Genomic DNA, 25,010 nt, shown 5'->3' with positions numbered 1-25,010 from the left:
CGGGGCGTCGGACGACGCCGCCTCGGCCGGCTGCTGCTTCTTGTCGAGCTCGCTCACGAGTACCTCACCCTGGGGTCGATGGCGGCGTACACCAGGTCCACCAGCAGATTGCAGAAGACGATGAAGAAGGCGGCGACCAACGTCACGCCCATGACGATCGGCAGGTCGGCGTCCTTGACGGCCTGGACGGCGTAGGCGCCCATGCCCTGGAAGGAGAAGACCTGTTCGGTGATGACCGCGCCGCCGAGGAGGAGACCGAAGTCCATACCGAAGATGGTGACGATGGGGGTGAGGGCGGCCCGCAGGCCGTGCTTGGCGACGACCTTGGATTCCTTGATGCCCTTGGCCCGCGCGGTGCGGATGTAGTCCTCGCCCATGGTCTCGAGCATGCCCGCGCGGGTGAGCCGGGCGTAGAGAGCGGAGTAGAGGAACGCCAGCGAGCACCAGGGGATGAGCAGGTTCCAGGCCCACTCCGCCGGACTCTCGGAGAACGGCACGTAGTTGATGCCGTCCTCCCAGAGAGGCACCTGCACGGTGAAGACCGCGAGGCCGAGCATGCCCGTGAAGAAGATCGGGAGCGAGACGCCCGCCAGGGCCACCGTCATCGCCAGCCGGTCGAAGAACGAGCCCTTCCGGAGCGCCGAGAGCACACCGATGGCCACACCGGAGATCAGCCAGATCACGGCGGCACCGATGGCCAGCGAGAAGGTGATCGGAATACGCTCGGTGAGCTCGGGCCAGACCTCGACATGGTCCTTGAAGGAGTAACCGAAGCACGGGGCGTGGCACACCGACGCCTCGGGACCGAAGTGGTAGGTCGCCCCGGAGACGATCGCCTTGATGAAGTCCCAGTACTGCAGAACGATCGGCTGGTCCAGGCCGAGGTTCTTCTTGACCGCCGCGATGGACTCGGGGTTGGCGTCCTTGCCGACGTACTGGGTGGCGAGTTGGTCGACCGTCTGTCCGCCTAGTCTGGGGACGAGGAAGAAGATCGCGAAGGTGACTGCGCTGACCACCAGCAGCAGCAGCACCGCGGCGAACACGCGTCGGATGATGTACGCAGCCACAGCCGAGCGGCGCCGGGTCCGCCGGACCGGGGATCTTCCCGGCCCGGCGGACACCGGTGCCTTCACCTGCCTTTCAGGATTACAGGGGTTCGGGGGTTGCCCCCCGGGGATGTACCAGCCGTTTACGGATGAGTCGCGCCTACTTGGCGGAGCCGATCAGCAGGTAGTCGTACATCCCGAGGTACGCCTGGGTGACCGTGACGTTGGTCGCGGACTCCGGGCGGTACAGCAGGTTCTTGCGGTAGATCAGCGGCACGGCCGACGCGTTCTCCATGACCATCTTGTCGACCTCGCCCCACGCCTTGGTGCGCTTGGCGTCGTCGGTCTCGGCGATACCGTCGGCCAGCGCCTTGTTGATCTTCGGGTCGTCCAGCTCCATCAGGTTGTTGCCACCCGACGGCTTGATGGCCGAGCCGTTGACGATCTGGTCCAGGAAGCCGAAGCCGGTCGGCCAGTCGGCGCCCCACGCCATCATCATCAGCCCGATCTTGTGCTCGTGCACATAGCTCGGCACACCGGCGAAGTTGGCGAAGTACTTGCCCGAGGGGAACTGCTGGATCTTGGCGGTGACACCGATCTTCTTGAGCGAAGCCTGGACGGCGGTGGCCATCTGGACCTCGTCGGGGCGGTCGGAGCGCGCCGTCAGGGTGGTGTTGAAGCCGTTCGGCTTACCGCACTTCTTCAGGTGCTCCTTGGCCTTGGCCACGTCACCCTTGTTGCCCGGGGTCTTGTAGAGGTCGAACTTGCTGTAGCCGTTGACCGACGGCGGGAGCAGCGTGGAGGCCACATCGCCCTTGGCGTCGCCGCCGAGCGCCTGCTGCACCGAGGCCTTGTCGATGCCGTACTGGACGGCCTTGCGGCACTCGGCGTTGTCGAACGGCTTCACCTTGGTCGACATCGCCATGTACGAGGTGGCACCGGCGTACGGGTTGTCGGTGTTCTTCTTCTCGCTGGGCTTCGACAGGACCTTCGGCTGGGTCTTGGTCTGCAGACCGGTACCGGCGGCGTCCACCGTGATGTCATCGCTCATCAGGTGCTGGTCGACCGTGGTCGGGTTGACCTTGAACTTGATGGTGATCTTGTCCGCGAGCGCCTTGCGGACCGGGTCCGTCTTCGCGTCCCACTCCGGGTTGCGTACCAGGGTCGCGCTCCGGCCCTCGTTGTAGGACTGGAACTTGTACGGCCCCGAGGACACGATGTGCTTCACATACTCCGCGCCCTTGTCCTTCGCCTGCGGCACGGGGGCCGTCTGGGAGAAGGTCGCCAGGTAGTCGAAGTCCGCGAACGGCTTGCTCAGCTTGAACACGATCGTGCTGTCGTCGGGGGTCTCAATGGACTTGATCCCCTCCTTCGACTTGTCCTTGTAGGGACCCTTGTACTTGTCGCCGCCCTCGAGATACGCCTTGAAGTAGGTCGGGCCGTGCGACAGCGCCTCCGGGGCGAAGTTGCTGCGCTCGATCGCGTACTTCACGTCCTTGGACGTCACCGGGGTGCCGTCCTCGAACTTCACGCCCTTGCGGAGCTTGTACGTCCAGGTCTTGGCGTCCGCACTCGGCTTGCCGAGGGACTCGGCCAGGTCCGGGACGACCTCCAGTCCCTCCTTGCCCGCGGCCGGCTTGAAGCTGGTGAGGCTGCGCCCGTAGAGCCGGGAGAAGTTCTGGACCCAGCCGTAGTAGGTGTTGCCCGGGTCCAGCGAGTCCGGCACATCCGAGTGCTCGAAGGTGACCGAGCCGCCCTTCTTGTCCGACTCGTTGACGATGGAGTCGAGCGCGGCGTCCGCCGAGGCGTTCCCGCCCTTGCCGTCACCGTCCTTCGAGCCGCCGCAAGCGGACGCGCTGAGCGCCAGCACGATGGCTGTCGCCAGGACAGCTGTCGCTTTCTTGGTCTTCATCCTGAGGAAAGCCCCCTCAATCGATTGGTACGGCGCGGTACGCAGGTCGGCCGTCGTTACTTGCTGCGAGGGTCGAGGGCGTCTCGCAGCCCGTCACCCAGCAGGTTGAATGCCAGCACGGTGACGAAGATCGCCATGCCGGGCACGATCATGTACTGCAGATCGACCTCGTACAGGTCCACCGCACTGGTGAGCATGCCGCCCCACGAGGCCTGCGGAGGCGCGATACCGACACCGAGGAAGCTCAGCGCGGCCTCGAACAGGATGTTGGTCGGGATCAGCAGCGTCGAGTAGACGAGGATCGGCGCCACCAGGTTGGGGAGCAGCTCCCGGAAGAGGATGAACGGACCGCGGGCCCCGAGGCTCCGCGACGCCTCCACGAACTCCCGCTCCCGCAGGCTGAGGGTCTGTGCGCGCACGATCCGGCCCATGTAGGGCCAGTTGAAGAATCCGATCACGAAGATCAGCACGCTGATGCGCAGCGGCAGGCCCTCCAGTCCGAAGGCACCGTCCTGCAGCGCCGCGGAGATGGAGATCGCGAAGAGCAGCAGCGGGAAGGCCAGGAAGGTGTCCATCATCCGGCTGATCACGCTGTCGACCCAGCCACCGTAGTAACCGGCGATCACACCCAGGACCGTCCCGATCGCAACGGAGAGCAGCGTGGCGCCCGCGGCGACCAGCAGCGACACCCAGGAGCCCTCGATGATGCGGGCGAGCAGGTCCCGGCCGAGGCCGGGCTCCACACCGAGCGGGTGGTCCCAACTCATACCGCCCCACCCGCCCTTGGGGGCGAGGAGCTGCGGGTCGACGAGGTCCTGGTGGAGCTCGTTCGGGTCCAGCCCGAAGATCGACTGAATCGGCTTGGACAGCACGGCGAGAAGGACCAGGAGCAGCACCACGATGCCGCCGGCGACCGCCACCTTGTCCCGCTTGAAGCGCATCCAGGCGATCTGACCGAGCGAACGGCCCTGGATCTGGCTCTTCTTGACCCCGGTGAGGACAGCCTCGGGCTGTGCCTCGGCTTCCGCCCCGGTGGTCTCGATCGGTGCGGTCACGGTGCGTTTGACCCCTCTCGACCGGCGGTGGCCGGCCCACGCGTGCCGCTGTAGCGGCCTGTTCACATCACTGGTGCGTCGTAACTGGTGGTTCTGGTTCGTGAAGTGCGGACGTCGCACCTCCCGCCGGCCTCCGCACATCGCGCGTAGACCGCAGGAGAGCAACGGCCCGGCGAACGTGAGTCTTCATCGCGTTTGCGATCACCCGCCAGACCTCCCCGGGAATGGATGCGCAACTGTGATGCAGCCTGGGGTCTTCCGTTATACGGACAGCCGCTGCGGCTGAGCGGATCGGCGGTCCGCCGTGCCCGGCCGGGAAGAGGAGGACAAAACGGTCCGGAATTCCAGGATTTGGCAAAGAGGAGGGGGCGCTCGCCCCCGACGGCCATGTGTTTGCGCAACCGCGTCCATATGCCGGAACGCGTTTCCCAGGACTGCCACGGGTACGGTCAGCGCGTTCGGTCGGGGGATCCGGGCCGGAACGCGGCTTTGCGGCCCGGAAGTCCGGGGTGAGTACGCGGCCTTCCCTCCGTCCCGAGGCCCGGGCCGGAACGCGGCTTTCCGGCCCGGAAGTCCGGGGTCGGTGCGCGGCCTTCCCTCCGTCCGGAAGCCCGGGCCGCACCCCGTTCTCCTCCGGAGAGTCCGGGCACCACGAGGCAGTACAAGGCAGTACGAGGCAGTACGAGGCTTATCGCCCCGCCCTGAGGCCGGGTCAGTACGCGCGCGGAGCCGTACCCGGCTGCCAGCCCGGGGAGGCGGGAGCCCCGGCGGAACGGGGTAGGGGGTAGCCGTACCCCGGGGCGGGGGCCGCGGGCGCCGGCGGCGCACCCGCGCCGTACCCGTCACGGTCGAAGAAGGGGCGCGCGTTCGCCCGCAGCCACAGGGCCACGGGGTCGTAGTCGTCGGACATCGCCACCGTCGACACCGGCAGCCCGTCCGGGACCGCTCCGATCGACTGCTGCATCATCACCCGCACCGAATCCACGGCCTGCGGGCTCGTGTCGTACAGATCCAGGCCGATGGCGAGATACGGCGCTCCCAGGGCCGGTTGCACCCACGCACGGCGCAACGCCCGGACGGCGGGGGTGCGATGGGCGTTCTGCGTCAGCAGGGCGTAGAACTGGGGGATCTCGATGGTCGGTTCGGAGAGCCGCAGGGGCCCCGCGGGCAGCCGGTCCAGGCCTCCGGCGATGCGGCGCAGATCGGCCCAGGGGATGCCGACGCCGCCGCCCGGGGCGTGCGGGTTCAGCCAGAGGCCCCAGCGGTCGGGGTAGAGGGCGGTGGCGACGTCCCAGCCGGTGACGACTTCGTGCGCGCGGTTCCAGCCACTGGCGGCGAGCTCCTGGGCGGAGGTGACGCAGGGTGCGTAGCCCAGGCCGTCGACCTCCATGTTCCCGTACTGGGCGTCCGGTGCTCCCGGTCGGCCGTGCCAGAGCAGCATCCAGATGCGGCCCTCGGCGAGGGCGTGCAGCAGCGCCTCGTAGGCGTCGTACCGCCCGGGTGTCACCTGCCGCAGCGTCTCCTCGACGGCCCCGGCCGCCGCTGCGCTGGCTCCCGCGCTCACCTGACTCCGCCCCTTCTTCCGGCCTTTCGGCACCTTTTCAGGGCACATCGGTGCACCCCGCCCGGTCATGCAACCAGCTTACGAGTCCCTCGTCGCCGGTCTTGGTGTGCTACCGGCGGTACGTGCGGGTCGTGCTCAGCGGTCCGCGGTGTGGAACGGGCGCACCCGCTCCAGCATCCAGTAGCCGACCGGATCCTGCGCGATGTCCAGCAGTACCAGTTGTACGGGCCAGGGCACCGGGACCGCGCCGAGCGCGCGTCCGAGCGCCTCCATCACCGCGGCCCGGTCCTCGGGTTCACAGCGGATGAGTTCGACACCGACGAAGAGCGCGGGGGCGTCGCCCTCGACGCTGGCGAGGGCGCGGCGGGCGGTGCGGACCAGCCCGGTGACGGCGAACTCCCCGGCGGCGGCGGCGAGGAAGTCGACGGGTTCGGCCTGCCAGTCCGGTTCGAACATCCGCACCCGGCCGCCGCTGGTGGGGCCGTCGAGCTCGGTGCGGCCCGCCCGGCACAGCTCGGCGACCGCGGGCGGCGGCAGCGGGACGCCGACCGCGCCACCGGGATTGACGGCGATACCCAGCTGCGGCGGCAGTCCGCGGGCGAACTCACGGGCGGGCGCGATGGTGAAGGACATATGGGAGCCGACGACCTGGAGGAACTGCTGCTCGGAGCTGAAGACCGGGACGTACGCGGCGCCTTCGATCTCCATGGTCGGCAGGTCCAGGTCCCGGCTCTCACGGCTGCCGCCGTTCGGCAGCGGCACCCAGACATGACTGCGGCCGAGCACCTCGACCAGCCGGGCTCCGGCGCCGGGGACACCGAGCGAGGCGGCGAGCACCTCCTCGAGTTCATTGCCCGGGAAACCGGCCGGGGGAATCCCGCCGGCAGGCATGGAATAGCCGTGCTGCTCCGTCATGCTCATCGGGCCCCACCAACCCCGTCTCGTCCGAACTGCACACGCACCTTAACGGCTGGCTGTCCCGCTGCTCCCCGGGGCGTCCCGAATCTGTGACACGGCCCCGCGCACTCCGGACGTAGTGGGCAAATCAACGGGGCCGGACTCCGTATCCTCCCGCCTGATTCCTCCGTACGCCCGGTACCGCTGCCCGTCCGCACGGCGCCGTCCGTCCGCACGGCTCGGCCCGCGGTCCTTCCGTACGGCGGGATCCGGCAGCGGCGGGGTCCGCGCGCTCACTCGAAGGCGATACCGCTCAGGGCACTCGCCGTACCGCGGTCCAGCAGCACGGCTGAGGCACAGCCGCGCGGCGGTTGTCCGCTCTCCATGTCCCCGACGAGCCGCCCCACCGCACGCCGGTGCCGCCCGAAGGCGTACCCGGAGACGCCCCGTCCGCGCGACGCCTGGCCCTCCAGGGCGGTCTCCGGCGGTACATCCAGCAGTGCCAGATGCAGGGACCGCCCCCGGCGGCGGGCGTCGCGCGCCAGCCAGCGGCGCACCCACGCGAGACTGCCGCAGTCGTGCACCACGACGCTGTCGCCGGAGCGCAGCGCCCGGCGCAGCCCGGCGTAGTGGGCCAGGCGGACCAGGGGGCGGTAGAGGGCGTACGGCAGCAGCGTCGGCGCCCGGTGCTCCCAGCGGTCCCGGGTATCCTGCGAGTCGATCCGGCGTACGGCCCCTCCGCGGCGGTCCAGCGCGGCGGCCGCCCGTTTGATCAAGGTGCTCTTGCCGCTCCCCGGGAGCCCGGAGACGACGACCACGTCACCGGCCGGGTAGCGCAGCTCGCTCACCCGCCGGCCCCGCAGATCCGTGGTCGGCCCGCGCCGCCCCGGCCTGACGACCGCCGACGTGGGCGGCGCCGCCTGCGGGGGGACGGCGCCGAACCCGGCGGCCCCTGTTGTCGCACACGCTCCGTGCCTCTGCACCGTGATCGTCCTCCTAGGTCCGGTCACTGCGGCAGTTTCAAGAAAAGGTAATGCCATACAACCGCGTCACCCTCACCTGAACGGCCCGAATGTGTCACAGCCATGCAATGATGTGCCCCGCAAACTCCATACCGGCCGCTTGTAACCCGCGCGGGAGAGTCCCCGGACCGGCAGTGAGCCGGGCGCCGGGGCGCCGAAGGAGCAAGTCCTCCCTTGAATCTCTCAGGCCCCGTACCGCGCGGGCGAGGCACATCTGAAAAGCGGGCCGCCGCGGTGCGGCTCCACCCAAGGTGCAAGCCGTAACCCCTCTGCGGGGTCGTGGCGAACCTCTCAGGTTCCGATGACAGATGGGGAGGCTGTGTTCATGTCGACAGAGCCTCACCACCCCTGCCCGGGAGCCTGAAGATGACCGATTCCCCACGCCGTACCTCCCTCGACGCGCTGCATCGCAGGCTCGGGGCGACCATGACCGACTTCGCCGGCTGGGACATGCCGCTGCGCTACGGCAGTGAGCGCGAGGAGCATCTGGCGGTCCGCACCCGCGCCGGCCTCTTCGACCTCTCCCACATGGGCGAGATCACCCTGACCGGCCCCCAGGCCGGTGAGCTGCTCGACTACGCGCTCGTCGGCCATCTCTCCGCGCTCGCCCCCGGCCGCGCCCGCTACACCATGATCTGCGACGCCGAGGGCGGCATCCTCGACGACCTGATCGTCTACCGGCTCGCCGACGAAGAGTTCATGGTGGTGGCCAACGCCTCCAACGCGCAGGTCGTCCTGGACGCGCTCACCGAGCGTGCCGGGGGCTTCGACGCGGCCGTCCGCGACGACCGGGAGGCGTACGCGCTGCTCGCCGTCCAGGGTCCGGAGTCCCCCGGCATTCTCGCGTCGCTGACCGACGCCGACCTGGACGGGCTGAAGTACTACGCGGGTCTGCCCGGGACCGTCGCCGGTGTGCCCGCGCTGATCGCCCGTACCGGTTACACCGGCGAGGACGGCTTCGAGCTCTTCGTCGCGCCCGGGGACGCCGAGACGCTGTGGCAGGCGCTGACCGAGGCGGGCCGGGACGCCGGCCTGGTCCCCTGCGGACTGTCCTGCCGCGACACACTGCGGCTGGAGGCGGGCATGCCGCTGTACGGGCATGAGCTCACCCGGTCCACCACGCCCTTCGACGCGGGGCTGGGCCGGGTCGTGAAGTTCGAGAAGACCACCAACGACGGCCGCTTCGTCGGGCGCGAGGCCCTGGAGGCCGCCGCGAAGCGGGCCGGGGAGGCCCCGCCGCGCACGCTGGTCGGCCTGGTCGCCGAGGGCCGCCGGGTCCCGCGCGCCGGATACCCGGTCGTCTCCACCGGTTCCGGCACCGTCATCGGCGAGGTGACCTCGGGCGCTCCGTCCCCGACGCTGGGCCGGCCGATCGCCATCGCGTATGTGGACGCGGCTCACGCCGAGCCCGGCACCGGGGGCGTGGCGGTCGACATCCGGGGCAGCCACGAGCCGTACGAGGTCGTCGCGCTGCCGTTCTACAAGCGCCGGCGCTGAGACCTTCCACCAGGGCTGGGCGCCGACTTCCCCAAAGGGCCGGCGCCGACGCCCGGAAGCCACCGCTGACGGGCTCGGAGGACGCTTCTGTCACGTTGCTCTCGTCACGCCCGTCCCACCTGTCAAGACCCCGTATCCGAGCACGCCCCCGCATCCAGGAGAATCAGGTCATGAGCAACCCCCAGCAGCTGCGCTACAGCAAGGAGCACGAGTGGCTCACCGCCGCCGAGGACGGTGTGTCGACCGTGGGCATCACCGCGCACGCCGCCGACGCGCTCGGTGATGTCGTCTACGTCCAGCTCCCGGAGGTCGGCGACGCCGTCACCGCGGGCGAGCCCTGTGGCGAGCTGGAGTCGACCAAGTCCGTCAGCGACCTGTACGCCCCGGTGTCCGGCGAGGTCACCGAGGTGAACCAGGACGTCGTGGACGACCCCGCGCTGGTGAATTCCGCCCCCTTCGAGGGCGGCTGGCTGTTCAAGGTGAGGGTCAGCGACGAGCCGTCGGACCTGCTGTCCGCCGACGAGTACACCGCCTTCACCGGCAACTGACCCCCGCCCCGCGCCCCACCTGAATGGGATCCTGATGTCGCTTCTCAACCAGTCCCTGCACGAGCTCGACCCGGACGTCGCCGCGGCCGTCGACGCCGAGCTGCACCGCCAGCAGTCCACCCTCGAGATGATCGCCTCGGAGAACTTCGCTCCGGCCGCCGTCCTCGAGGCGCAGGGCTCGGTGCTCACCAACAAGTACGCCGAGGGGTACCCCGGCCGCCGCTACTACGGCGGCTGTGAGCACGTCGACGTCGTGGAGCAGCTGGCGATCGACCGGATCAAGGCGCTGTTCGGGGCCGAGCACGCCAACGTCCAGCCGCACTCCGGAGCGCAGGCGAACGCCGCCGCGATGTTCGCCCTGCTCTCCCCCGGTGACACCATCCTGGGTCTGAACCTCGCCCACGGGGGGCACCTGACCCACGGCATGAAGATCAACTTCTCCGGCAAGCTCTACACCGTCGCCGCGTACCACGTGGACGAGAAGACCAACCAGGTCGACATGGACGAGGTCGAGCGCCTGGCCAAGGAGCACCGGCCGAAGCTGATCATCGCGGGCTGGTCCGCCTACCCCCGCCAGCTGGACTTCGCGGCGTTCCGGAGGATCGCCGACGAGGTCGGCGCGTACCTCATGGTCGACATGGCGCACTTCGCGGGCCTGGTGGCCGCGGGCCTGCACCCGAGCCCGGTGCCGCACGCCCATGTCGTCACCACCACCACCCACAAGACCCTCGGCGGCCCCCGCGGCGGTGTCATCCTCTCCACCGCCGAACTGGCGAAGAAGATCAACTCCGCGGTCTTCCCCGGCCAGCAGGGCGGCCCGCTGGAGCACGTCATCGCGGCGAAGGCCGTGGCCTTCAAGGTGGCGGCCTCGGAGGAGTTCAAGGAGCGCCAGCACCGCACCCTGGAGGGCGCGCGGATCCTCGCCGAGCGCCTGACCCGCTCCGACGTCACCGAGGCCGGTGTCTCCGTGCTGTCCGGCGGCACGGATGTGCATCTGGTCCTGGTGGACCTGCGTAACTCCGAGCTGGACGGGCAGCAGGCCGAGGACCGCCTCCACGAGGTCGGCATCACGGTCAACCGCAACGCCATCCCGAACGACCCGCGGCCCCCGATGGTCACCTCGGGCCTGCGGATCGGCACCCCGGCGCTGGCCACCCGCGGCTTCGGGGAGGCGGACTTCACCGAGGTCGCGGACATCATCGCCGAGGCGCTGAAGCCCGCCTACGACGCACAGGCGCTGAAGGAGCGGGTGACGGCCCTGGCCGAGAAGCACCCGCTGTACCCCGGCCTGACGAAGTAGCCGGACGGCGGGCGGGAGTACCGGCATCGGACGGATGCCGTGCCCCGCCCGCCGCCGCCCGCGTACCACCCACGAGCAGACAAGGGAGTCCGCCACCGTGGCCATCTCCGTCTTCGACCTCTTCTCCATCGGCATCGGGCCGTCGAGCTCCCACACGGTCGGGCCCATGCGCGCGGCGCGGATCTTCGCGGGCCGTCTGAAGCGGGACGGGCTCCTCGCGCAGACGGCATCGGTACGGGCGGAGCTGTTCGGCTCGCTCGGCGCGACGGGCCACGGCCACGGCACTCCCAAGGCCGTCCTGCTCGGCCTGGAGGGCCACTCCCCCCGTACGGTCGACGTCGGGACCGCCGACGACGAGGTCGAGCGGATCCGCCGGACCGGACGGCTGCGGCTGCTCGGAGCGGAGATCGGACAGGCCCACGAGATCGACTTCGACGAGCCGGCCCAGCTGGTCCTGCACCGCCGGCGCTCCCTGCCGTACCACGCCAACGGCATGACGCTCTTCGCCTACGACGCGTCGGGGACGCCGCTGCTGGAGAAGACGTACTACTCGGTCGGCGGCGGCTTCGTGGTGGACGAGGACGCGGTCGGCGAGGACCGGATCAAGCTCGACGACACGGTGCTGACGTACTCCTTCCGTACGGGCGACGAGTTGCTGCGGCTCTCCCGGGAGACGGGCCTGTCCATCTCGGCGCTCATGCTGGAGAACGAGAAGGCGTGGCGCACCGAGGACGAGATCCGTACGGGCCTGCTGGAGATCTGGCGCGTCATGCGGGAGTGCGTCTCCCGGGGTCTGTCGCGCGAGGGCCTCCTCCCGGGCGGTCTGAAGGTCCGCCGCCGCGCCGCGAACTCCGCCCGCCAACTGCGCGCCGAGGGCGACCGGGCGGCCCGCGCGATGGAGTGGACCACCCTGTACGCGATGGCGGTCAACGAGGAGAACGCGGCGGGCGGCCGGGTCGTCACCGCCCCCACCAACGGCGCGGCCGGAATCATCCCCGCTGTGCTGCACTACTACGCCGACTTCGTACCGGGCGCCGACGAGGAGGGCGTGATCCGCTTCCTCCTCGCCGCGGGCGCCATCGGCATGCTCTTCAAGGAGAACGCCTCCATCTCCGGCGCCGAGGTCGGCTGCCAGGGCGAGGTCGGCTCGGCCTGCTCGATGGCGGCGGGCGGCCTGGCGGAGGTCCTGGGCGGCAGCGCGGAGCAGGTCGAGAACGCGGCCGAGATCGGTATGGAGCACAACCTCGGCCTGACGTGCGACCCGGTGGGCGGCCTGGTCCAGATCCCGTGCATCGAGCGCAACGGCATGGCGGCGGTCAAGGCCGTCACCGCGGCCCGCATGGCCCTGCGCGGCGACGGACGCCACCACGTCTCCCTCGACAAGGTCATCAAGACCATGAAGGAGACCGGCGCCGACATGAAGGTCAAGTACAAGGAGACGGCGCGGGGCGGACTCGCGGTGAACGTCATCGAGTGCTGATGGGTAGGCCTGCTGTTTTGTCTCTTTCAGCGCTGTCAGGCGCCTCCGGCCGGCCGGTTCGCCGACCGGCAGGCGGCGCCCATGCGGACAGGCTGCTCTGGAGGAGCGCACGCGGGTGGCCACGACCGCGATGACCACCCTCGAGGCCGACGACGAGCGCGTTCATCCCTCCCGCATCCGGTGGGTGCTCTCCCGCATCGACGTCCATGACGTCACGAAGAGCGTGGTGGACCAGGCCGCCGCGCTGCTGCGCAGCCAGCAGCTCCACAGCCACACGTACGCGACCGACGCCGTCCTCGCCGCCGTCGCACGCACCGCGCCAGGCCCCGTCACCGTCCTCACGTCCGACCCCGAGGACATCACCCTGCTGTGCGGGCCCGCCATCGAGGTCACCAAGGTCTGAGCGCTCCGCTCAGCGACGATGGCAGGGCTCGCTGCCCACACCGAATGCGCCCGCCAACGAGGGCTTGCCAGGAGTTTGGCGTCGAGGACGACGCCACTGCCCGCACCACTCATTGAATAGACGAGACGGCTAGTCTAGTCTCTTGAGTAGACGCAACGCTCAGTCTTGTCTTGTGCTGCGTCCTTGGACCCACAACCGCTCACGAGAGGCCACTGCAGTGGGGAACTCGACCGTCAGCGCCGGCGACTTGACCGGCCCGCCGGCAAAGGCCCGCGGCAGCGGCCTTGCCGTGTTCAGCGTGGCCTTCGCCTTCTGGATCACCATGGCAGGCACCACGGCGCCCACCCCTCTCTACCCGCTCTACGGTGAGACGTTCGGCTTCACGCCGTTCACCGTCACCGTGGTCTTCGCCGTCTACGCGCTGGGAGTAGTCCTGGGGCTGCTGCTCTTCGGGCGGCTCTCGGACCAGGTGGGTCGCCGCCCCATCCTCCTCGCCGCGACCGGGCTGTCCGTGTGCGCCGCGATCATCTTCGTGTTCACCGAGAACCTCGCGGCGATGCTCGTCGCCCGGGTCGTCTCCGGCTTATCGGCGGCCCTGGTGACCGGTGCCGCCACCGCCTCGCTCGCCGAGCGTCTCGGGCAGCACAGCCGAGTCAAGCCGGCCACCATAGCCCTGTTTGCGAACATGGGCGGCCTCGCCTGCGGCACGCTGCTGGCGGGCATCCTCGCCGATGTCGCGCCGTCCCCGCTGCGTACACCCTGGGTCGTCATGCTCGCCCTCGCCGCTGTCGGCATGCTCGGCGTGATGGCCGACGGGGAGAGTTCCGCACACCGCTCCGGCTTCTCCCTGCAGTTCCAGCCGCTGCACATCCCGGGTGAGATCCGATCGGACTTCCTGCGCTCCGCTATGGCAGCGGGCGCGGGCTTCGCCGTACTCGGCGTCCTGACCGCCGTGACGGGCCTGTTCCTTGGCACCGTGCTGCACGAGTCCAGCCACTCACTGACGGGCCTCGTGGTGTTCATCGCCTTCGCGTGCACCGCCTTCGGCCAACTCCTGGTCCGGTCCCTCAAGCCCGGCACCGCCCTGCCCGCAGCCTGCGCGGGGCTGATCGCGGCCGCCGCACTGATCGCCGCGGCGATGGCGACCAGCACCCTCGCGCCCCTGCTCGTCGGGGCCGCCGTCAACGGACTGGCGACAGGTGTCGCTCTCGGTCACGGCATCGGCAGCATCACCACGCGCAGCGCTCCGCAACACCGTGGCGCGTCGGTCTCCACCTTCTTCGCCATCCTGTACTCGATGCTGGCGGTACCCGCCGTCGGCGTAGGAGTCCTGATCCGCGCGACCGGTCTACGCCCCGCGGGCGAGACGTTCAGCGCGGTGGTCGCCGCACTCGCGCTCGGCGTACTGCTCAGCCTGATCCGCACCGGCAAAAAGGCCGCCTGAGGGCGCGACCGGTTCGCGGTGGGCGCGGCTGTGCCAGAATCACGGAAACGCACGACTCGAAGGGTTGAAGGAACCATCAGCGCCACGCGGAAGCCAGCACCGGCCTGCGAACGGACCGCAGTCGTCAGCCGAACCGGGCCTCACCGCAGCGAGAGCGTCCGGCTCGCGGTCCTCCACGCCGCGGACGACCTCCTGGTCGAGCGAGGGTTCGCCGCCCTGACCATCGAGGGCATCGCCCAGCGCGCGGGTGTGGCGAAGCAGACGATCTACCGCTGGTGGAAGTCGAAGGTCGACATCCTCCTGGACACCCTCATCGACGACGCTCGCGAAGGCCTGGACTGGCGCGCGGGTCAAGACAGTCCCGAAGACGACCTCAAAGCGCATCTGCAGCGCGTGGCCGATTTCTTCCAGGAGCCGGCCGGCCAGGTGCTGCAAGCCCTCCTCGGCCACGCCCAACTCGACCGGGACACGGCCATGTCCCTGCGGTCCGGGTTCCTGCAGGAGCAACGCGAACGCGACGTGACCGGCCTGCGCGCGCTCCTCGCCCGCGATCATGACCTCACCGTAGACGACCGGACCGTCGACCACCTCGTGGATCTGCTGCTCGGCCCGCTCTACTACCGGGTACTCGTCTTCGGTACGCCCATCGACAAGGAACTCGTGGACACCACGGCCCGGCTGGTGTTCACCCTCGCCAGAGAGTCGGCGCCCTGATTCCGCTCTCGCGCAGGCCCGTCGGTCGGCAAGCCGGTCGCGGTTGACCGCCGTACGTGAAGTGACCCCCGGTATGTGCGCCGGGGTCGCTTACCGGTGAGTGTTGTCCATGGCAGCGATCCTGCGTCTGGTCGCCCCTCCCAGCCAGGTACCGGTGGTACCTGGCTGGGCACGGCGGCGCACGCGCACACTCGGAGGACTGGCCAGAAGAGAACTGGCAGGCTTCCTGCGCAGCAGGCGCGAGCGGATCACCCTCGCCTACGTGGGGCTGCCCCCGGGGTGCGCCGCCGCACCCCGGGTCTGCGCCGCGAGCAGTAGACAGGGACGGGAGCCCCCGCCGAGTACCGACTCGGCGGGGGCTCCCGATGCGCGCCCAAGCGAACTCAGAAATCCCCGGCAACTCCCTCTACGGCGCACCGTGGACGTAGGCACCTACGACAGGTTGTGCCAAGCGTGGCTACACGTTCCTCGGCACTCCGTTTCTCTTCGCCGTGCGTCAGCCACAGAGAATGTGGACAAGAGGATGCGAAAGGATTTCACGTACTCACCGGGGGGCAGATTTATAATCTTTCCCATTTGTTCGAGAATCGGTTCTCGAACAATCAAAACTGCCGGGGTCATGGTCGGCTTGACGCCTGATCGCAGTAGCCCCTCACGCGCGTCATTCACTGTTGCATGGGCCTGCATGGAGTAGCGAACAACCTCGTGCAGTACTGCTCTCTGCTCAACCTGCTCCAACAAAGAGAACCAGGTCACAGCGTTATCTAAGCTGCGGAGCCCTTGGGCAACCTCGTTGATCATTCGCTCTGATGCTCGCAAGTGCTCACCCGCTCTGAGGCTCGAATACAACGTACGGCCTGTCCCTGTCCAGTTCCGCATAGTCAGGCCGGTTCGGATTGTAGTTCTGCCAGAAGTCTCTACCACGCCCACTCCCTTCACCGTCGCCCGTCCCTCTCGGCAGTGAATTCTTGACGCCGTGACGAGTTCTGGACGGACCAGACAGGATGTAATCCCAGTCCGATGTCGGGTTGGGTGTTCCGTTCGCACGACTCCCGACCACAATGATTGGCTGCCCGGCTTTATCAGCGGCATTCTGAATTCGCTTGGCATCATTCGGGCTGATACCAGCTTCCGATGCCGTTCTCAGGCCAGGGCCACACCACCCACTGGAGTTGTGAACCAGGACTGGCGTAGCCCCCGCCAGCACATAGTACGTGTGGAGGTCGGCGACCGTCAGGTTGTGGACGCGCTGGCCGGGTGTGGTCCAGGCCTTGGTCGCCTTGACCCGTGCGTGGGTGCCGGCGTTGGTCCGCAGCCGATCGCCGGGCTGGAGTTGCGCGGCGTCGAGCCAGGCGTTCTTGTCGCCTGCCACCCAGAAGGGGTGCTTGTCGGTGGCGACCACTGCACCGCTGGGCTGTGCACCGGGAGGGGTGACAGTGATTCTTACGAGATTCTTCTGGCCGGTGCCGGTGATGGTCGCCTGGACGCTCTTTGCCTCGGTGTGGCCGGATTGCGGGTCTGTGGCCATTACCTGGTCGCCGGTGCGCATGTTCTCTATCGGCTTGGTCCGGTGATCGGCCATCAGGACTCGGGTGCCCGGAACGAAGCTGTTCTTCTCACACGGCGTCCTCTTCAGCGTCTTGAGCTTGAGGGCGCTGAGTGCGAGGCCCGAGAGGCATGAGGGCTCTGCTTTCTGCAGGCACTCTTCGATCTGGTCCGCGCCCACGTACCAGGCGATCAGGCGATCGAGGTAGGTGGTGGTGATGCAGCCCATTCCGCCGGCTCCGTCACTGCCGCAGATCATGGGCGTCTCGCCGGGCTTCAGGCCCCCCTCCGCCAGGAGGCTCGTGCGGTACTTGACCAGCCGCTTCTCAAGGGCTTTACGAAGCTCGCCGTCCGAGATCGGCTTGCTACTCTCCTTGAGCTCCTTCTCAACCTGAGCCTTCATCTCGGCGACCAGCTTCTCGGCCGCGATCTTCAGGGCCTCGGTCGAGGCCTTGGCCGCTCCGGCGGCGTCCTTCCCTGCGGCCTGGGCGGAAAGGTGCGCCTGATAGGCGGCGGTGTTGGCCTGCAAGGAGTAGGAGGATGCGATGCTCGCGGAATGTTCGGCCTGTGCCGCGGAGCGGGTTGCCGCTTGTGCGTCCTTGCGGGCGGACGCGGCCGCGCTGTTGGCCTTCTTGGCGGACTGGGCGGCGCGGTTGGCCGACTCGGCCGCCTGGTCGGCGGACTTGTCGGCCTGCTGAGCGTACTTGGACGCCTGCTCGGCCGCCTTATTCGCCTTGTCCGCCCACTTGACGGCTTCGGCGGCGTCCTTGCGAGCTTCCGCCGCGACGCGCTGGGCCTGGGCGGCGTCCTTGTGGGCGAGCGCCGCCGACCGGTCGGCGGCCGCCAGGAGGATGTCGATCTCGGCGATGTGCGCGGCAGCGTTGGCGTCACGCTGCTGCGCCTTGTACAGCCCGATCTGCAGGAAGTCCCGCAGCCCGGACGGCGGCCCCGACAGCACTGCCTGCGCTGCGGCCTTGACCTCGGGACCGCCGCCCGCCATGGCCTGGGCGACCGCGACCCGGTCGTCGTCCTCACGGGCCCTGTACTGCCCGACTTCCAGGAACTGGTGCAGGTCGGCCGCGGTGCCGTCCAGAGCCTTGTTGGCCGAAGCCTTCACGCCCGGCCCGCCTGCGGCCATGATCTGGGAGACAGCGACGCGGTCGTCATGTTCCTTGCCCGGGTAGGCCCGGGTGCTCAGGAACTCCCGCACTTGGTCGATCGGCTTGTCCAGTACGGCCAGGGCGGCCTGCTGTTGCGCGGGCTTGTCGCTCGTGGTGGCGATGTGCGCGACGCTGGCTCGGTCGTCCTGCTCCAGAGCCACCGTCAGCCCGCTGCGCACGAACTCGGACACCTCTTCATCGGTGCCCATCAGCGCGTGCTCGGCGGCCGCGCGGACCCATGCACCGCCGGTGGAGAGCAGGTTGACCGCGACCTGCCTGCCCTTGGTTGCCGTGTCCTTCGGGTCGGACGCGGCAGCGGCCTCTTCTCGTAGCTTCAGGGTCGCGGTGTTGAGCCGCTGGATTTGCCCGGCCTCCCACTGGGCGGCGGACAGACGCGCATCGTGGGCCTTCTTGGCCTCCTCGGCCGCCAGGACGTTCTCTTCCTGCTGTTCGGCCAGCCGCTCGGAATCGGCCTTACGAGCCAGCTCCGCAACGCCCTTGGCCTGCGTGGCCGCCGCCTGCGCGTTGTCGGCGGCCTCGGTGGCGGCGTTCGCCGCGGCCGAGGACTCCTTCGCGGCGTCCACCGCCTTGCCCGCCTCATCGGCGGCCTTGTCAGCGGCCTTGGCCGCAGCATCGGCATGGGCCGCGGCGTCATTGGCGGCCTTGCGTGACTGCCGTGCGGCCACAGCGGCCTGATGCGCATTGGACTGAGCAGCGTTGGCGGCACGTGTGGCCTGACCGGCCAGCCGCCTGGCCCTGGCCGCCGCCGCCTGCGCCTCAGCACCCTTGGCGCCGGCTTCACCGGCCCAGTGACCGGCCTCGGCAGCCGCCGTGGCGGCCGCTGCGGCATTGGCTCCCGCGCTGGCCGCAGCCCCAGCCGCCTTCGCCGCGTTCTCGGCGGCGATTCCTGCCTGATCCGCGGCATCCGCCGCCTTCCGCGCCCCGGCGGCGGCATCACGCGCCTTCTGCGCAGCGGCCCGGGCCTCCTTCGCCCGCGAAGCATCACCAGCCGCCGCCGCGGCGGCAGACCTCGCAGAAGACGCCGCGCTCCCGGCCCGGCTGGCGGCAAACGCCGCCTGCGCCGCAGCAGTCGCGGCCACCCGAGCAGTTCTGTTGGCCGCCGCAGCCGCAGACACCGCCGTACGAGCCGACTGCGCCGCCCGGTCAGCCGCAGCCGCCGCCCGCGACGCTGCCGCCGCCGCCTTGCCGGCCGAGGACTTGGCCTCCTGCGCCTCCCTGGCCGCTGTCTGCGCCGCCTCCTTGGCCCGCTGCGTGGCCTTCTCCGCCTTGGCCGCCTCCTCCTTGGCCTCCTCGGTCAGCTCCTTTGCCTTCTTCTGAGCCCGGTCCGCGAGCGCGGCCAGCTGAGAGACGGTGAGCGTCTCCTGATCCCGCGCGGCCGCGACCTGCCAGCCCTCGTCCAGGAACTCCTGCACCTCCTCGGCGGATCCGTCCAGAGCCTGCTGCGCGAGCTGCTTCACGTTCGGGCCGCCCGCCGTCATCAACTGCGCGACCTGAACCCGGTTGTCTTCCTCACGCGCCCGGAACTGACCCTGGTCGATGAACGTGCGCCAGTCATCAGCGGAGCCGTCCAGCGCCTTGCCCGCCGCTTCCTTCACCCCCGGCCCGCCGGCAGCCATGATCTGCGCCACCTCGACGCGCAGATCATCGTCGTAAGGTTTGACGGAGCCACCGTCCAGAAACGCCTGCAGCTCCTCCACCCCGCCGTCCAGCGCGGTGTTGGCCGCCTCACGCACGCCCGGACCGCCCATGGCCATGATCTGCGCCACCTGCACGCGCAGATCCTGCTCCTCAAGGACCGGCAGATCCTGGGCCATGAACATCTGGATGTCCTGGTCGGAACCCGTCAAGGCGACCTCGGCCGCCCGCCTTACCCCCGGCCCGCCGTCATACCACGCCGACACCGCATCTGATCTGTCGTACACCGGCACCTCATCGGCGGCGACAGGACTTGCATCCATGCCCATGAGCAGCGCCAGGGCAGTTACCATCGCCGCGACGCCACGTCGGCCCGACGCACGTCTGGAACCGATTAACAAAGCGTTCCTCCCCTTTTTCCTTTATCAATGAGCAGACTGAAAGATCCCGACATCTGGTAAGGCCGGGTGCCAAACCGCTGCCGGAGCGGGGCGTGGCCGAGAACTACTTCTCGACACAGTGGAATTGCCTCCACTGAAGGTATGCGTCCGGTCGGTTGGTGATGACGCCGTCGACGCCCCAGAATGTCGCGGTTTTCCACGCGCTGTTGATCGTCCAGACGAACACGTCAACGCCAGCCGCCTTGAGCTGGTTTACCGCCGCAGGTCGGGCAGCAAGACCATCGAACGTCACCGCATAGACGCTGAGTGACATTGCGCGTGCCGTGACCACGGGGTTCGCATCGATTTTTCAACCGAAGCAACGCGACCTTCGTCCTGTGCGGGGACGCAGCCGCGTCCCCGCACCACGTCCTCGTCGAAGGACTGGAGCAGCGTTCGTTCGGTCGTTCCGGCCAGCGGACCTTGCTTGTCGTTGCCGCTACCAGCGATGCCGGCGCCATGGTTCTCACCCGCCCGGGCATGCCGCGCCGTCCCATACACGAACTCTCCCCCTGCATGAGTCTTCAACGATGACGCATGCCACGCACTGAGGGACTCGGCATGCTGTGAAGGGAATGCGGGTCAGTGGCTGAAACAATCCGACTCACGCACCCAGGTCACGCCCCTTGGTCAGAGGCTTGGCGTGACCAACCCAAGGATTGTCACTTGAGCTTCACGATGTTCACAGACTATTCACAGCCAACTCAGCCCTCTCGTGGCTGATTCTGACACTCTGACGTCAAGTCCTGACCTCCTCCGACCGGCAGCGAGAGTCGGCCTTGACCTAAGGGCGTTTCCTCTCGGCCCTTCATCCCGTGGGTGATATTTGGCCCCAAGGGGCCGGGTCGCGCCAGGTCGGCAGAGCGCGGCGAATGTTTGCACACATTTGTTTGCCATCGGGCTCGCACGTACGTGCCCAGCCCCGGACTCAAGCGCAAGCCCGACCGCCGACCGACCGAGGCAGGGCACCGTCGGCGACCCATTCAGAACGTCCGCAAAATACAGGGGCGCATTTCCCTTAACCGTAACCCCCTCATTGGGGCCCTACCGTCAGGCGGCGAACACGACGTTCGGTATCGGCAAGTGCCGTTCCTCTCCCAGAGGGTCCCAGAGAAGCCGTGGTGGCGACTCGTTCGCCCAATTGGCGACGAGATAGCAGGCAGGGCGCTGTACGAGCCCCGCCGGCATGAAGGGCAGGACAGCCCGGGGCGGGCTCGCGGTGAACGTGAATGCTGAGAAGGAACCACGCCTGACCGGGGTTTCTTCGCTTCAGTCGGCGTTGACGCCCGTTCCCTCGCGGAATGCGTTCTCGCTCGCCGCCATGTCCTGCGTGCCGATGACGGAGAGCAGTTCCAGCTGGGCGGCGCCCTGGGTGCCGGGCGGGGCGGTGAACCACAGCAGGCGCTGGCGTCCGTCCTCGCTGAACAGGCTGTGGCAGTCCAGCTCGATGACGCCCAGCGCGGGATGCATGATGCGCTTGTGGTCGGTCCGGCGCAGGGCGACGTCATGGGTGTTCCACAGGGCGGCGAACTCCTCGCTGCGCCGCCGTAGTCCGGCCACCATCCTGGCTACCTCGGTGTCGCGGCCGCGCCGGGCGGCGACCGCCTGGAGGTCGGCCACGAAGACCCGTGAGTGGTGCGGGTGGTCGTCGGGCGGATAGATCGCCCGGGCGGCCGGGTCGGTGAACCAGCGGTGGACGAAACTCGCCGCCGGGCCGCGTACCGCCGGAGGCCGCCCGACGAGCGCGGCGGCCAGCTCGTTCTGGACGAGCGTCTCGTGCAGGTCGGTGATGACCTGGGCGGGGGTGGTGGTGAGCCGGTCCAGCAGGCCGAGCAGGGCCGGCTGAACGTGCGCGGTCGGGCCGTGCGCCGCCCGGGGCACAGGCCGGTCGGCGAGGTGGAACAGGTGGTCGCGTTCGTCGCCGCCCAGGCGCAGCGCCCGGGCGAGCGCGGCCAGCACCTGAACCGAGGGCTGGGCGCTGCGTCCGCGCTCCAGCTCGGTGTAGTAGTCCGCCGACAGGCCGGCCAGCTGCGCGACCTCCTCCCGCCGCAGGCCGGGCACCCGGCGCCGGGGCCCGGTGGGCAGGCCGACGTCGGACGGCCGGATCCGGGCGCGCCGGGATGTGAGGAACGCGGCGAGTTCGGGAAGGTTCACGCCCCCATCGTGGCGCGTACGACGAGGCCGATCCAGGGGATGACAACCCCTGGGTGGGCGCAGCCCTGGCTGGGGGTGGAGCACCGGCCGATCGTGGAGGGCACGGCGGGGCACGGCGACGACACCGTGGCCCGACGCCCCCGGTCCCCACGCCTTGTCTGGAGTCTCCATGTCCCTGCCGAACCCCGCGGAGAGCCGCCCCACGCCCGACCACACCTCCGACCACGCCTCCGACCACGGTCACCCCCGCGTCGCCGTCGTCACCGGCGGCTCCCGCGGTATCGGCCGCGAGACGGTCAGCCGGCTGGCCGCCGACGGGTTCGCCGTCGTGGTCGGATTCGCCGGCAACCGGGACCTGGCCGAGGCCGCCGTCAAGGACGTCACCGCGGCCGGTGGCCGGGCGGTCGCCGTCCAGGCCGACGTGGCCGACGAGCAGGCTGTGGCCGCGCTGTTCGCCACCGCCGAGTCCGAGTACGGAGGCGTCGACGTCGTCGTCCACACCGCAGGCCGGGCGTACACGGCGCCGATCGCCGACCTCGACCTCGCCGAGCTGGACGCGCTGCACCGCACCAACATCCGCGGGACCTTCGTCGTCGCCCAGCAGGCCGCCCGGACGGTGCGCCGGGGCGGAGCCATCGTTACGTTCTCCACCTCCGTGGTGGGCCTGGCCTTCCCCGGTTACGGCGCCTACAGCGCGAGCAAGGGCGCCGTGGAGGCCGCCACGCTGATCCTCGCCCGCGAGCTGCGCGGCCGGGACGTCACCGTGAACGCCGTCGCCCCCGGCCCCACCGCCACCGACCTGTTCCTCGAGGGCAAGGACGAGGAGACCATCGCCCGCCTGGCCGCCCAGCCCCCGCTGGAACGGCTCGGCACCCCCGCCGACATCGCCGAGGCCGTCGCCTTCCTCGCCTCCTCGGCAGGCCACTGGGTCAACGGACAGGTCATCCGCGCCAACGGCGGCATCGTCTGACGGCCGCGGTGCTCCCTGTCCGTTTCGCCAGCACCCCCAACGCGGCGCACCCGCATACCGGACACGACCACAGGAGGCACACCCTGCCCACCGATACGACCGGCACGACCGGCACGACCGGCACGACCCGCACGACCCGCACGACCCGCACGACCCGCACGACCCGCACGATTCTGGTGACCGGGGCCTCCAGCGGCTTCGGGGCGCTGACCGTACTCGCCCTGGCCCGCGCAGGCCACACGGTGTACGCGGGGATCCGGCAGACGACCACCCGCAACGCGCCCGCGGTCGCCGACCTGAGGCGTTACGCCGCCGCCCACGACGCCGACCTGCACACCGTCGAACTCGACGTCACCTCCCAGGAGTCCGCCGACGCCGCCCTCGACCACATCCTGGCCGCAGAGGGTCGGCTGGACGTCGTCGTCCACAACGCCGGACACATGGCCACCGGCCCGGCCGAGGCGTTCACCCCGGCCCAGCTCGCGGAGCTCTACGACGTCAACGTCCTGGGCACCCAGCGCGTCAACCGCGCCGCGCTGCCGCATCTGCGCGCCCGAGGCGAGGGCCTGCTGGTGTGGATCGGCAGCTCCAGCACCCGCGGCGGCTGCCCGCCGTTCGTCGGGCCCTACTTCGCCGCGAAGGCGGCCATGGACGCCCTGGCCGTCAGCTACGCCGCCGAAGTGCTGCGCTTCGGCATCGACACCGCCATCGTCGTCCCCGGCGCCTTCACCTCCGGCACCAACCACTTCGCCCACGCGGGCGCGCCCGCCGACCCCGGCCGGGCCGCCGCGTACGAGGAGCGCTACGGCGCGCTGCTGGCCGGCCTCGACGAACGGCTGGCCGAGCTCATCCCGCCGGACGCGGACGCGGCGCAGGTCGCCGACGCCGTCGTACGCCTCGTGGCGATGCCCGCCGGTACCCGGCCGCTGCGTACCCACACCGACCCCAGCCGTGACGGCAGCGAAGTCGTCTCCGCGGTCGCCGACCGCATCCGTGCCGAGTTCTTCCGCCGCGCCGGGCTGGACGACCTGCTCACCGCAGGCAGCTCCCTGTAACCCACCACAGAAAGAGAACAACCATGCCGTTCGCGAACTTCAAGGTCCCCGCCGACACCCTCACCGCGGAGCAGAAGGAACAGATCATCACCCGCACCACCGACCTGTACGCCGAGATCTACGGCGAACGCGCCCGCGCCACCACCCTGGTACTGGTCGAGGATGTCCCCGACGGCGGCTGGGGCCTCGGCGGCGACGTCCTGACCCTCGCCAAGATCCAGCAGAAGCCACAAGGCTGACGACAGCGCCTCCGGCCACGTCCTCGCACACGGCGGCCCCGGTCGACAACTGCCGACCGGGGCCGCCGTGACGCCGGGCTCCACCGAGGCCCTGCCGATCCAGGACATGTGTTAGCGTTGGTACATGTCTATGAAGAGGACAAACGTCTACGCCGACCCTGAAGACCTCACGCTCATCAAGGAAGCCGCGAAGCGCCGGGGCATCCCGGAAGCGGAGATCATCCGCGAGGGCATCCACCTCGCGGCGATGGCGAACCGGGTCTGGGACGAGCCTCTCGACTGGCCCAGCTTCGAGGGAAGCGGTGAGACGGCCACCAGCGATGAGGTCGCCTCGGCTGTCGCCAAGGGCGCTGCCAAGCCGTGATCGTCATCGCTGACACGTCCGGTGTCATCGCGGCGTCCGACCGGAACGCCCCAGAAGCTGCCGCGTGCCAAAGCGTGCTGCGCCAGGCAGGCACCGTGATCTTCTCGCCGCTGGTTCTGACTGAGGTCGACCACCTCGCCAAGGCCCGGTTCGGATCCGCAGCTCGGAGCGCGATCATCGCGTTCATCCTCAAGCAGGTCCGCAGCATGCGATTCCAGGTCCCACAGACCACCACCGAGATTCTGGACGCGGCGCAGGCCGTCCAGCGACGCTACGCCGACCTGGACCTCGACCTCGCCGACGCGGTCAACATCGCCCTCGCCTCCGAATACCGCACCGACGCCGTCCTCACGCTCGACCACCGCGACTTCCGGGCCGTGCGACCGCTCACACCGCACAAGGCGTTCCGCTTGCTGCCGGATGACCTGTAGAGCTCCTGCAGACAGTTCCGGAAACTCGCCAGCAGCTCGAAGCCCGGACGCCCGCGCGGCGCCGACGGCCACTGCCAGGGCTTGTCCGCAAAGGCGCTGGCCCGGGGGCTTTTT

Annotated in this window: 21 protein-coding genes, 1 pseudogene and 2 riboswitches; of the genes and pseudogenes, 12 read left to right on the top strand and 10 right to left on the bottom strand. The window is 69.5% G+C overall.

Features of this window, described 5'->3' with window-relative positions; all coding sequences use genetic code 11:
* Window positions 1-53: 53 nt before the first annotated feature.
* The 6 genes from ACTWQE_RS21255 to ACTWQE_RS21230 form a co-directional block, all read right to left on the bottom strand.
* Entirely contained in the window at window positions 54-1,067 is a 1,014-nt protein-coding gene (locus ACTWQE_RS21255) for an ABC transporter permease (RefSeq protein WP_443330589.1), read from the bottom strand.
* A 139-nt stretch (window positions 1,068-1,206) separates the two neighbouring features.
* Window positions 1,207-2,958, bottom strand: coding sequence for an ABC transporter substrate-binding protein (locus ACTWQE_RS21250; protein WP_443330588.1), 1,752 nt, complete (start codon window positions 2,956-2,958; stop codon window positions 1,207-1,209).
* A gap of 56 nt (window positions 2,959-3,014) precedes the next feature.
* The gene (locus ACTWQE_RS21245; protein ID WP_443330587.1) at window positions 3,015-4,013 is read right to left on the bottom strand and encodes an ABC transporter permease; all 999 of its coding nucleotides are present in this window, start codon (window positions 4,011-4,013) and stop codon (window positions 3,015-3,017) included.
* A gap of 712 nt (window positions 4,014-4,725) precedes the next feature.
* A complete protein-coding gene (locus ACTWQE_RS21240) occupies window positions 4,726-5,577 on the bottom strand; it encodes an enhanced serine sensitivity protein SseB C-terminal domain-containing protein (protein WP_443330586.1) in 852 nt (283 codons plus the stop codon).
* A gap of 135 nt (window positions 5,578-5,712) precedes the next feature.
* On the bottom strand, window positions 5,713-6,498 hold the full coding sequence (locus tag ACTWQE_RS21235) for an enhanced serine sensitivity protein SseB (protein WP_443330585.1): 786 nt from the start codon (window positions 6,496-6,498) through the stop codon (window positions 5,713-5,715).
* A 269-nt stretch (window positions 6,499-6,767) separates the two neighbouring features.
* On the bottom strand, window positions 6,768-7,463 hold the full coding sequence (locus ACTWQE_RS21230) for an AAA family ATPase (protein ID WP_443330606.1): 696 nt from the start codon (window positions 7,461-7,463) through the stop codon (window positions 6,768-6,770).
* A 135-nt stretch (window positions 7,464-7,598) separates the two neighbouring features.
* Window positions 7,599-7,704, top strand: a riboswitch (glycine riboswitch).
* Window positions 7,705-7,814: riboswitch (glycine riboswitch) on the top strand.
* A 48-nt stretch (window positions 7,815-7,862) separates the two neighbouring features.
* Between ACTWQE_RS21230 and gcvT the strand changes: the two genes are divergently transcribed.
* The 7 genes and pseudogenes from gcvT to ACTWQE_RS21195 all read left to right on the top strand — a co-directional run bounded on the left by gcvT (window position 7,863) and on the right by ACTWQE_RS21195 (window position 14,882).
* Window positions 7,863-8,993 (top strand): glycine cleavage system aminomethyltransferase GcvT, encoded by a 1,131-nt coding sequence (gcvT, locus tag ACTWQE_RS21225; protein WP_443330584.1) that lies wholly within the window; start codon window positions 7,863-7,865, stop codon window positions 8,991-8,993.
* A 170-nt stretch (window positions 8,994-9,163) separates the two neighbouring features.
* A complete protein-coding gene (gene gcvH / locus ACTWQE_RS21220; RefSeq protein WP_443330583.1) occupies window positions 9,164-9,541 on the top strand; it encodes a glycine cleavage system protein GcvH in 378 nt (125 codons plus the stop codon).
* A gap of 34 nt (window positions 9,542-9,575) precedes the next feature.
* Window positions 9,576-10,841 (top strand): serine hydroxymethyltransferase, encoded by a 1,266-nt coding sequence (gene glyA, locus ACTWQE_RS21215; RefSeq protein WP_443330582.1) that lies wholly within the window; start codon window positions 9,576-9,578, stop codon window positions 10,839-10,841.
* 97 nt (window positions 10,842-10,938) lie between these two features.
* A complete protein-coding gene (locus ACTWQE_RS21210; protein WP_443330581.1) occupies window positions 10,939-12,321 on the top strand; it encodes an L-serine ammonia-lyase in 1,383 nt (460 codons plus the stop codon).
* Between the two features lie 88 nt (window positions 12,322-12,409).
* Window positions 12,410-12,724: pseudogene (locus ACTWQE_RS21205) on the top strand (DNA-binding protein); the annotation flags it as partial.
* 298 nt (window positions 12,725-13,022) lie between these two features.
* Window positions 13,023-14,168, top strand: coding sequence for an MFS transporter (locus tag ACTWQE_RS21200; protein ID WP_443330580.1), 1,146 nt, complete (start codon window positions 13,023-13,025; stop codon window positions 14,166-14,168).
* Between the two features lie 30 nt (window positions 14,169-14,198).
* Window positions 14,199-14,882, top strand: a complete 684-nt coding sequence (locus ACTWQE_RS21195; RefSeq protein WP_443330579.1) for a TetR/AcrR family transcriptional regulator — start codon at window positions 14,199-14,201, stop codon at window positions 14,880-14,882.
* A 432-nt stretch (window positions 14,883-15,314) separates the two neighbouring features.
* Here ACTWQE_RS21195 and ACTWQE_RS21190 read toward each other — a convergent pair whose 3' ends face one another.
* The 4 genes from ACTWQE_RS21190 to ACTWQE_RS21175 form a co-directional block, all read right to left on the bottom strand.
* The gene (locus ACTWQE_RS21190; RefSeq protein WP_443330578.1) at window positions 15,315-15,683 is read right to left on the bottom strand and encodes a DUF5958 family protein; all 369 of its coding nucleotides are present in this window, start codon (window positions 15,681-15,683) and stop codon (window positions 15,315-15,317) included.
* Between the two features lie 22 nt (window positions 15,684-15,705).
* Window positions 15,706-19,596: a polymorphic toxin-type HINT domain-containing protein gene (locus ACTWQE_RS21185; protein ID WP_443330577.1), complete on the bottom strand. Its 3,891-nt coding sequence runs from the start codon at window positions 19,594-19,596 to the stop codon at window positions 15,706-15,708.
* Window positions 19,597-19,747: 151 nt separating this feature from the next.
* Complete coding sequence (locus ACTWQE_RS21180; RefSeq protein ID WP_443330576.1) at window positions 19,748-19,957, bottom strand: glycerophosphodiester phosphodiesterase family protein; 210 nt, start codon at window positions 19,955-19,957, stop codon at window positions 19,748-19,750.
* A 995-nt stretch (window positions 19,958-20,952) separates the two neighbouring features.
* Window positions 20,953-21,837 (bottom strand): helix-turn-helix domain-containing protein, encoded by an 885-nt coding sequence (locus tag ACTWQE_RS21175; protein ID WP_443330575.1) that lies wholly within the window; start codon window positions 21,835-21,837, stop codon window positions 20,953-20,955.
* 169 nt (window positions 21,838-22,006) lie between these two features.
* On the opposite strand from ACTWQE_RS21175, the gene ACTWQE_RS21170 reads away from it, so the two are divergent.
* The 5 genes from ACTWQE_RS21170 to ACTWQE_RS21150 all read left to right on the top strand — a co-directional run bounded on the left by ACTWQE_RS21170 (window position 22,007) and on the right by ACTWQE_RS21150 (window position 24,896).
* Window positions 22,007-22,807 carry an SDR family oxidoreductase gene (locus tag ACTWQE_RS21170; protein ID WP_443330574.1) on the top strand — a complete coding sequence of 267 codons (801 nt, stop codon included), beginning with the start codon at window positions 22,007-22,009 and terminating at the stop codon, window positions 22,805-22,807.
* A 170-nt stretch (window positions 22,808-22,977) separates the two neighbouring features.
* Window positions 22,978-23,862: an SDR family NAD(P)-dependent oxidoreductase gene (locus ACTWQE_RS21165; protein ID WP_443330605.1), complete on the top strand. Its 885-nt coding sequence runs from the start codon at window positions 22,978-22,980 to the stop codon at window positions 23,860-23,862.
* A 23-nt stretch (window positions 23,863-23,885) separates the two neighbouring features.
* Window positions 23,886-24,101: a tautomerase family protein gene (locus ACTWQE_RS21160; protein ID WP_443330573.1), complete on the top strand. Its 216-nt coding sequence runs from the start codon at window positions 23,886-23,888 to the stop codon at window positions 24,099-24,101.
* 124 nt (window positions 24,102-24,225) lie between these two features.
* Window positions 24,226-24,465, top strand: coding sequence for a CopG family transcriptional regulator (locus tag ACTWQE_RS21155; RefSeq protein WP_443330572.1), 240 nt, complete (start codon window positions 24,226-24,228; stop codon window positions 24,463-24,465).
* Entirely contained in the window at window positions 24,462-24,896 is a 435-nt protein-coding gene (locus ACTWQE_RS21150) for a PIN domain-containing protein (protein ID WP_443330571.1), read from the top strand. The genes ACTWQE_RS21155 and ACTWQE_RS21150 overlap by 4 nt, the downstream gene beginning before the upstream one ends.
* Window positions 24,897-25,010 lie beyond the last annotated feature (114 nt).

Origin of the sequence: Streptomyces sp. 8N706 (genome assembly GCF_052245415.1) — a bacterium.
Classification (GTDB): Bacteria; Actinomycetota; Actinomycetes; order Streptomycetales; family Streptomycetaceae; genus Streptomyces.
Note: the sequence above shows the minus strand (reverse complement) of the source record. Positions and strands in the feature narration are given on the sequence as shown.

What these genes read in the sequence shown, in the direction of transcription:
- ACTWQE_RS21250 (WP_443330588.1), bottom strand. Translation starts at nt 2,958, where the DNA reads ATGAAGACCAAGAAAGCGACAGCTGTCCTGGCGACAGCCATCGTGCTG.
- ACTWQE_RS21235 (WP_443330585.1), bottom strand. Translation starts at nt 6,498, where the DNA reads ATGAGCATGACGGAGCAGCACGGCTATTCCATGCCTGCCGGCGGGATT.
- gcvT (WP_443330584.1), top strand. Translation starts at nt 7,863, where the DNA reads ATGACCGATTCCCCACGCCGTACCTCCCTCGACGCGCTGCATCGCAGG.
- gcvH (WP_443330583.1), top strand. Translation starts at nt 9,164, where the DNA reads ATGAGCAACCCCCAGCAGCTGCGCTACAGCAAGGAGCACGAGTGGCTC.
- glyA (WP_443330582.1), top strand. Translation starts at nt 9,576, where the DNA reads ATGTCGCTTCTCAACCAGTCCCTGCACGAGCTCGACCCGGACGTCGCC.
- ACTWQE_RS21190 (WP_443330578.1), bottom strand. Translation starts at nt 15,683, where the DNA reads ATGATCAACGAGGTTGCCCAAGGGCTCCGCAGCTTAGATAACGCTGTG.
- ACTWQE_RS21185 (WP_443330577.1), bottom strand. Translation starts at nt 19,596, where the DNA reads ATGGTAACTGCCCTGGCGCTGCTCATGGGCATGGATGCAAGTCCTGTC.
- ACTWQE_RS21180 (WP_443330576.1), bottom strand. Translation starts at nt 19,957, where the DNA reads ATGTCACTCAGCGTCTATGCGGTGACGTTCGATGGTCTTGCTGCCCGA.
- ACTWQE_RS21170 (WP_443330574.1), top strand. Translation starts at nt 22,007, where the DNA reads ATGTCCCTGCCGAACCCCGCGGAGAGCCGCCCCACGCCCGACCACACC.
- ACTWQE_RS21160 (WP_443330573.1), top strand. Translation starts at nt 23,886, where the DNA reads ATGCCGTTCGCGAACTTCAAGGTCCCCGCCGACACCCTCACCGCGGAG.
- ACTWQE_RS21155 (WP_443330572.1), top strand. Translation starts at nt 24,226, where the DNA reads ATGTCTATGAAGAGGACAAACGTCTACGCCGACCCTGAAGACCTCACG.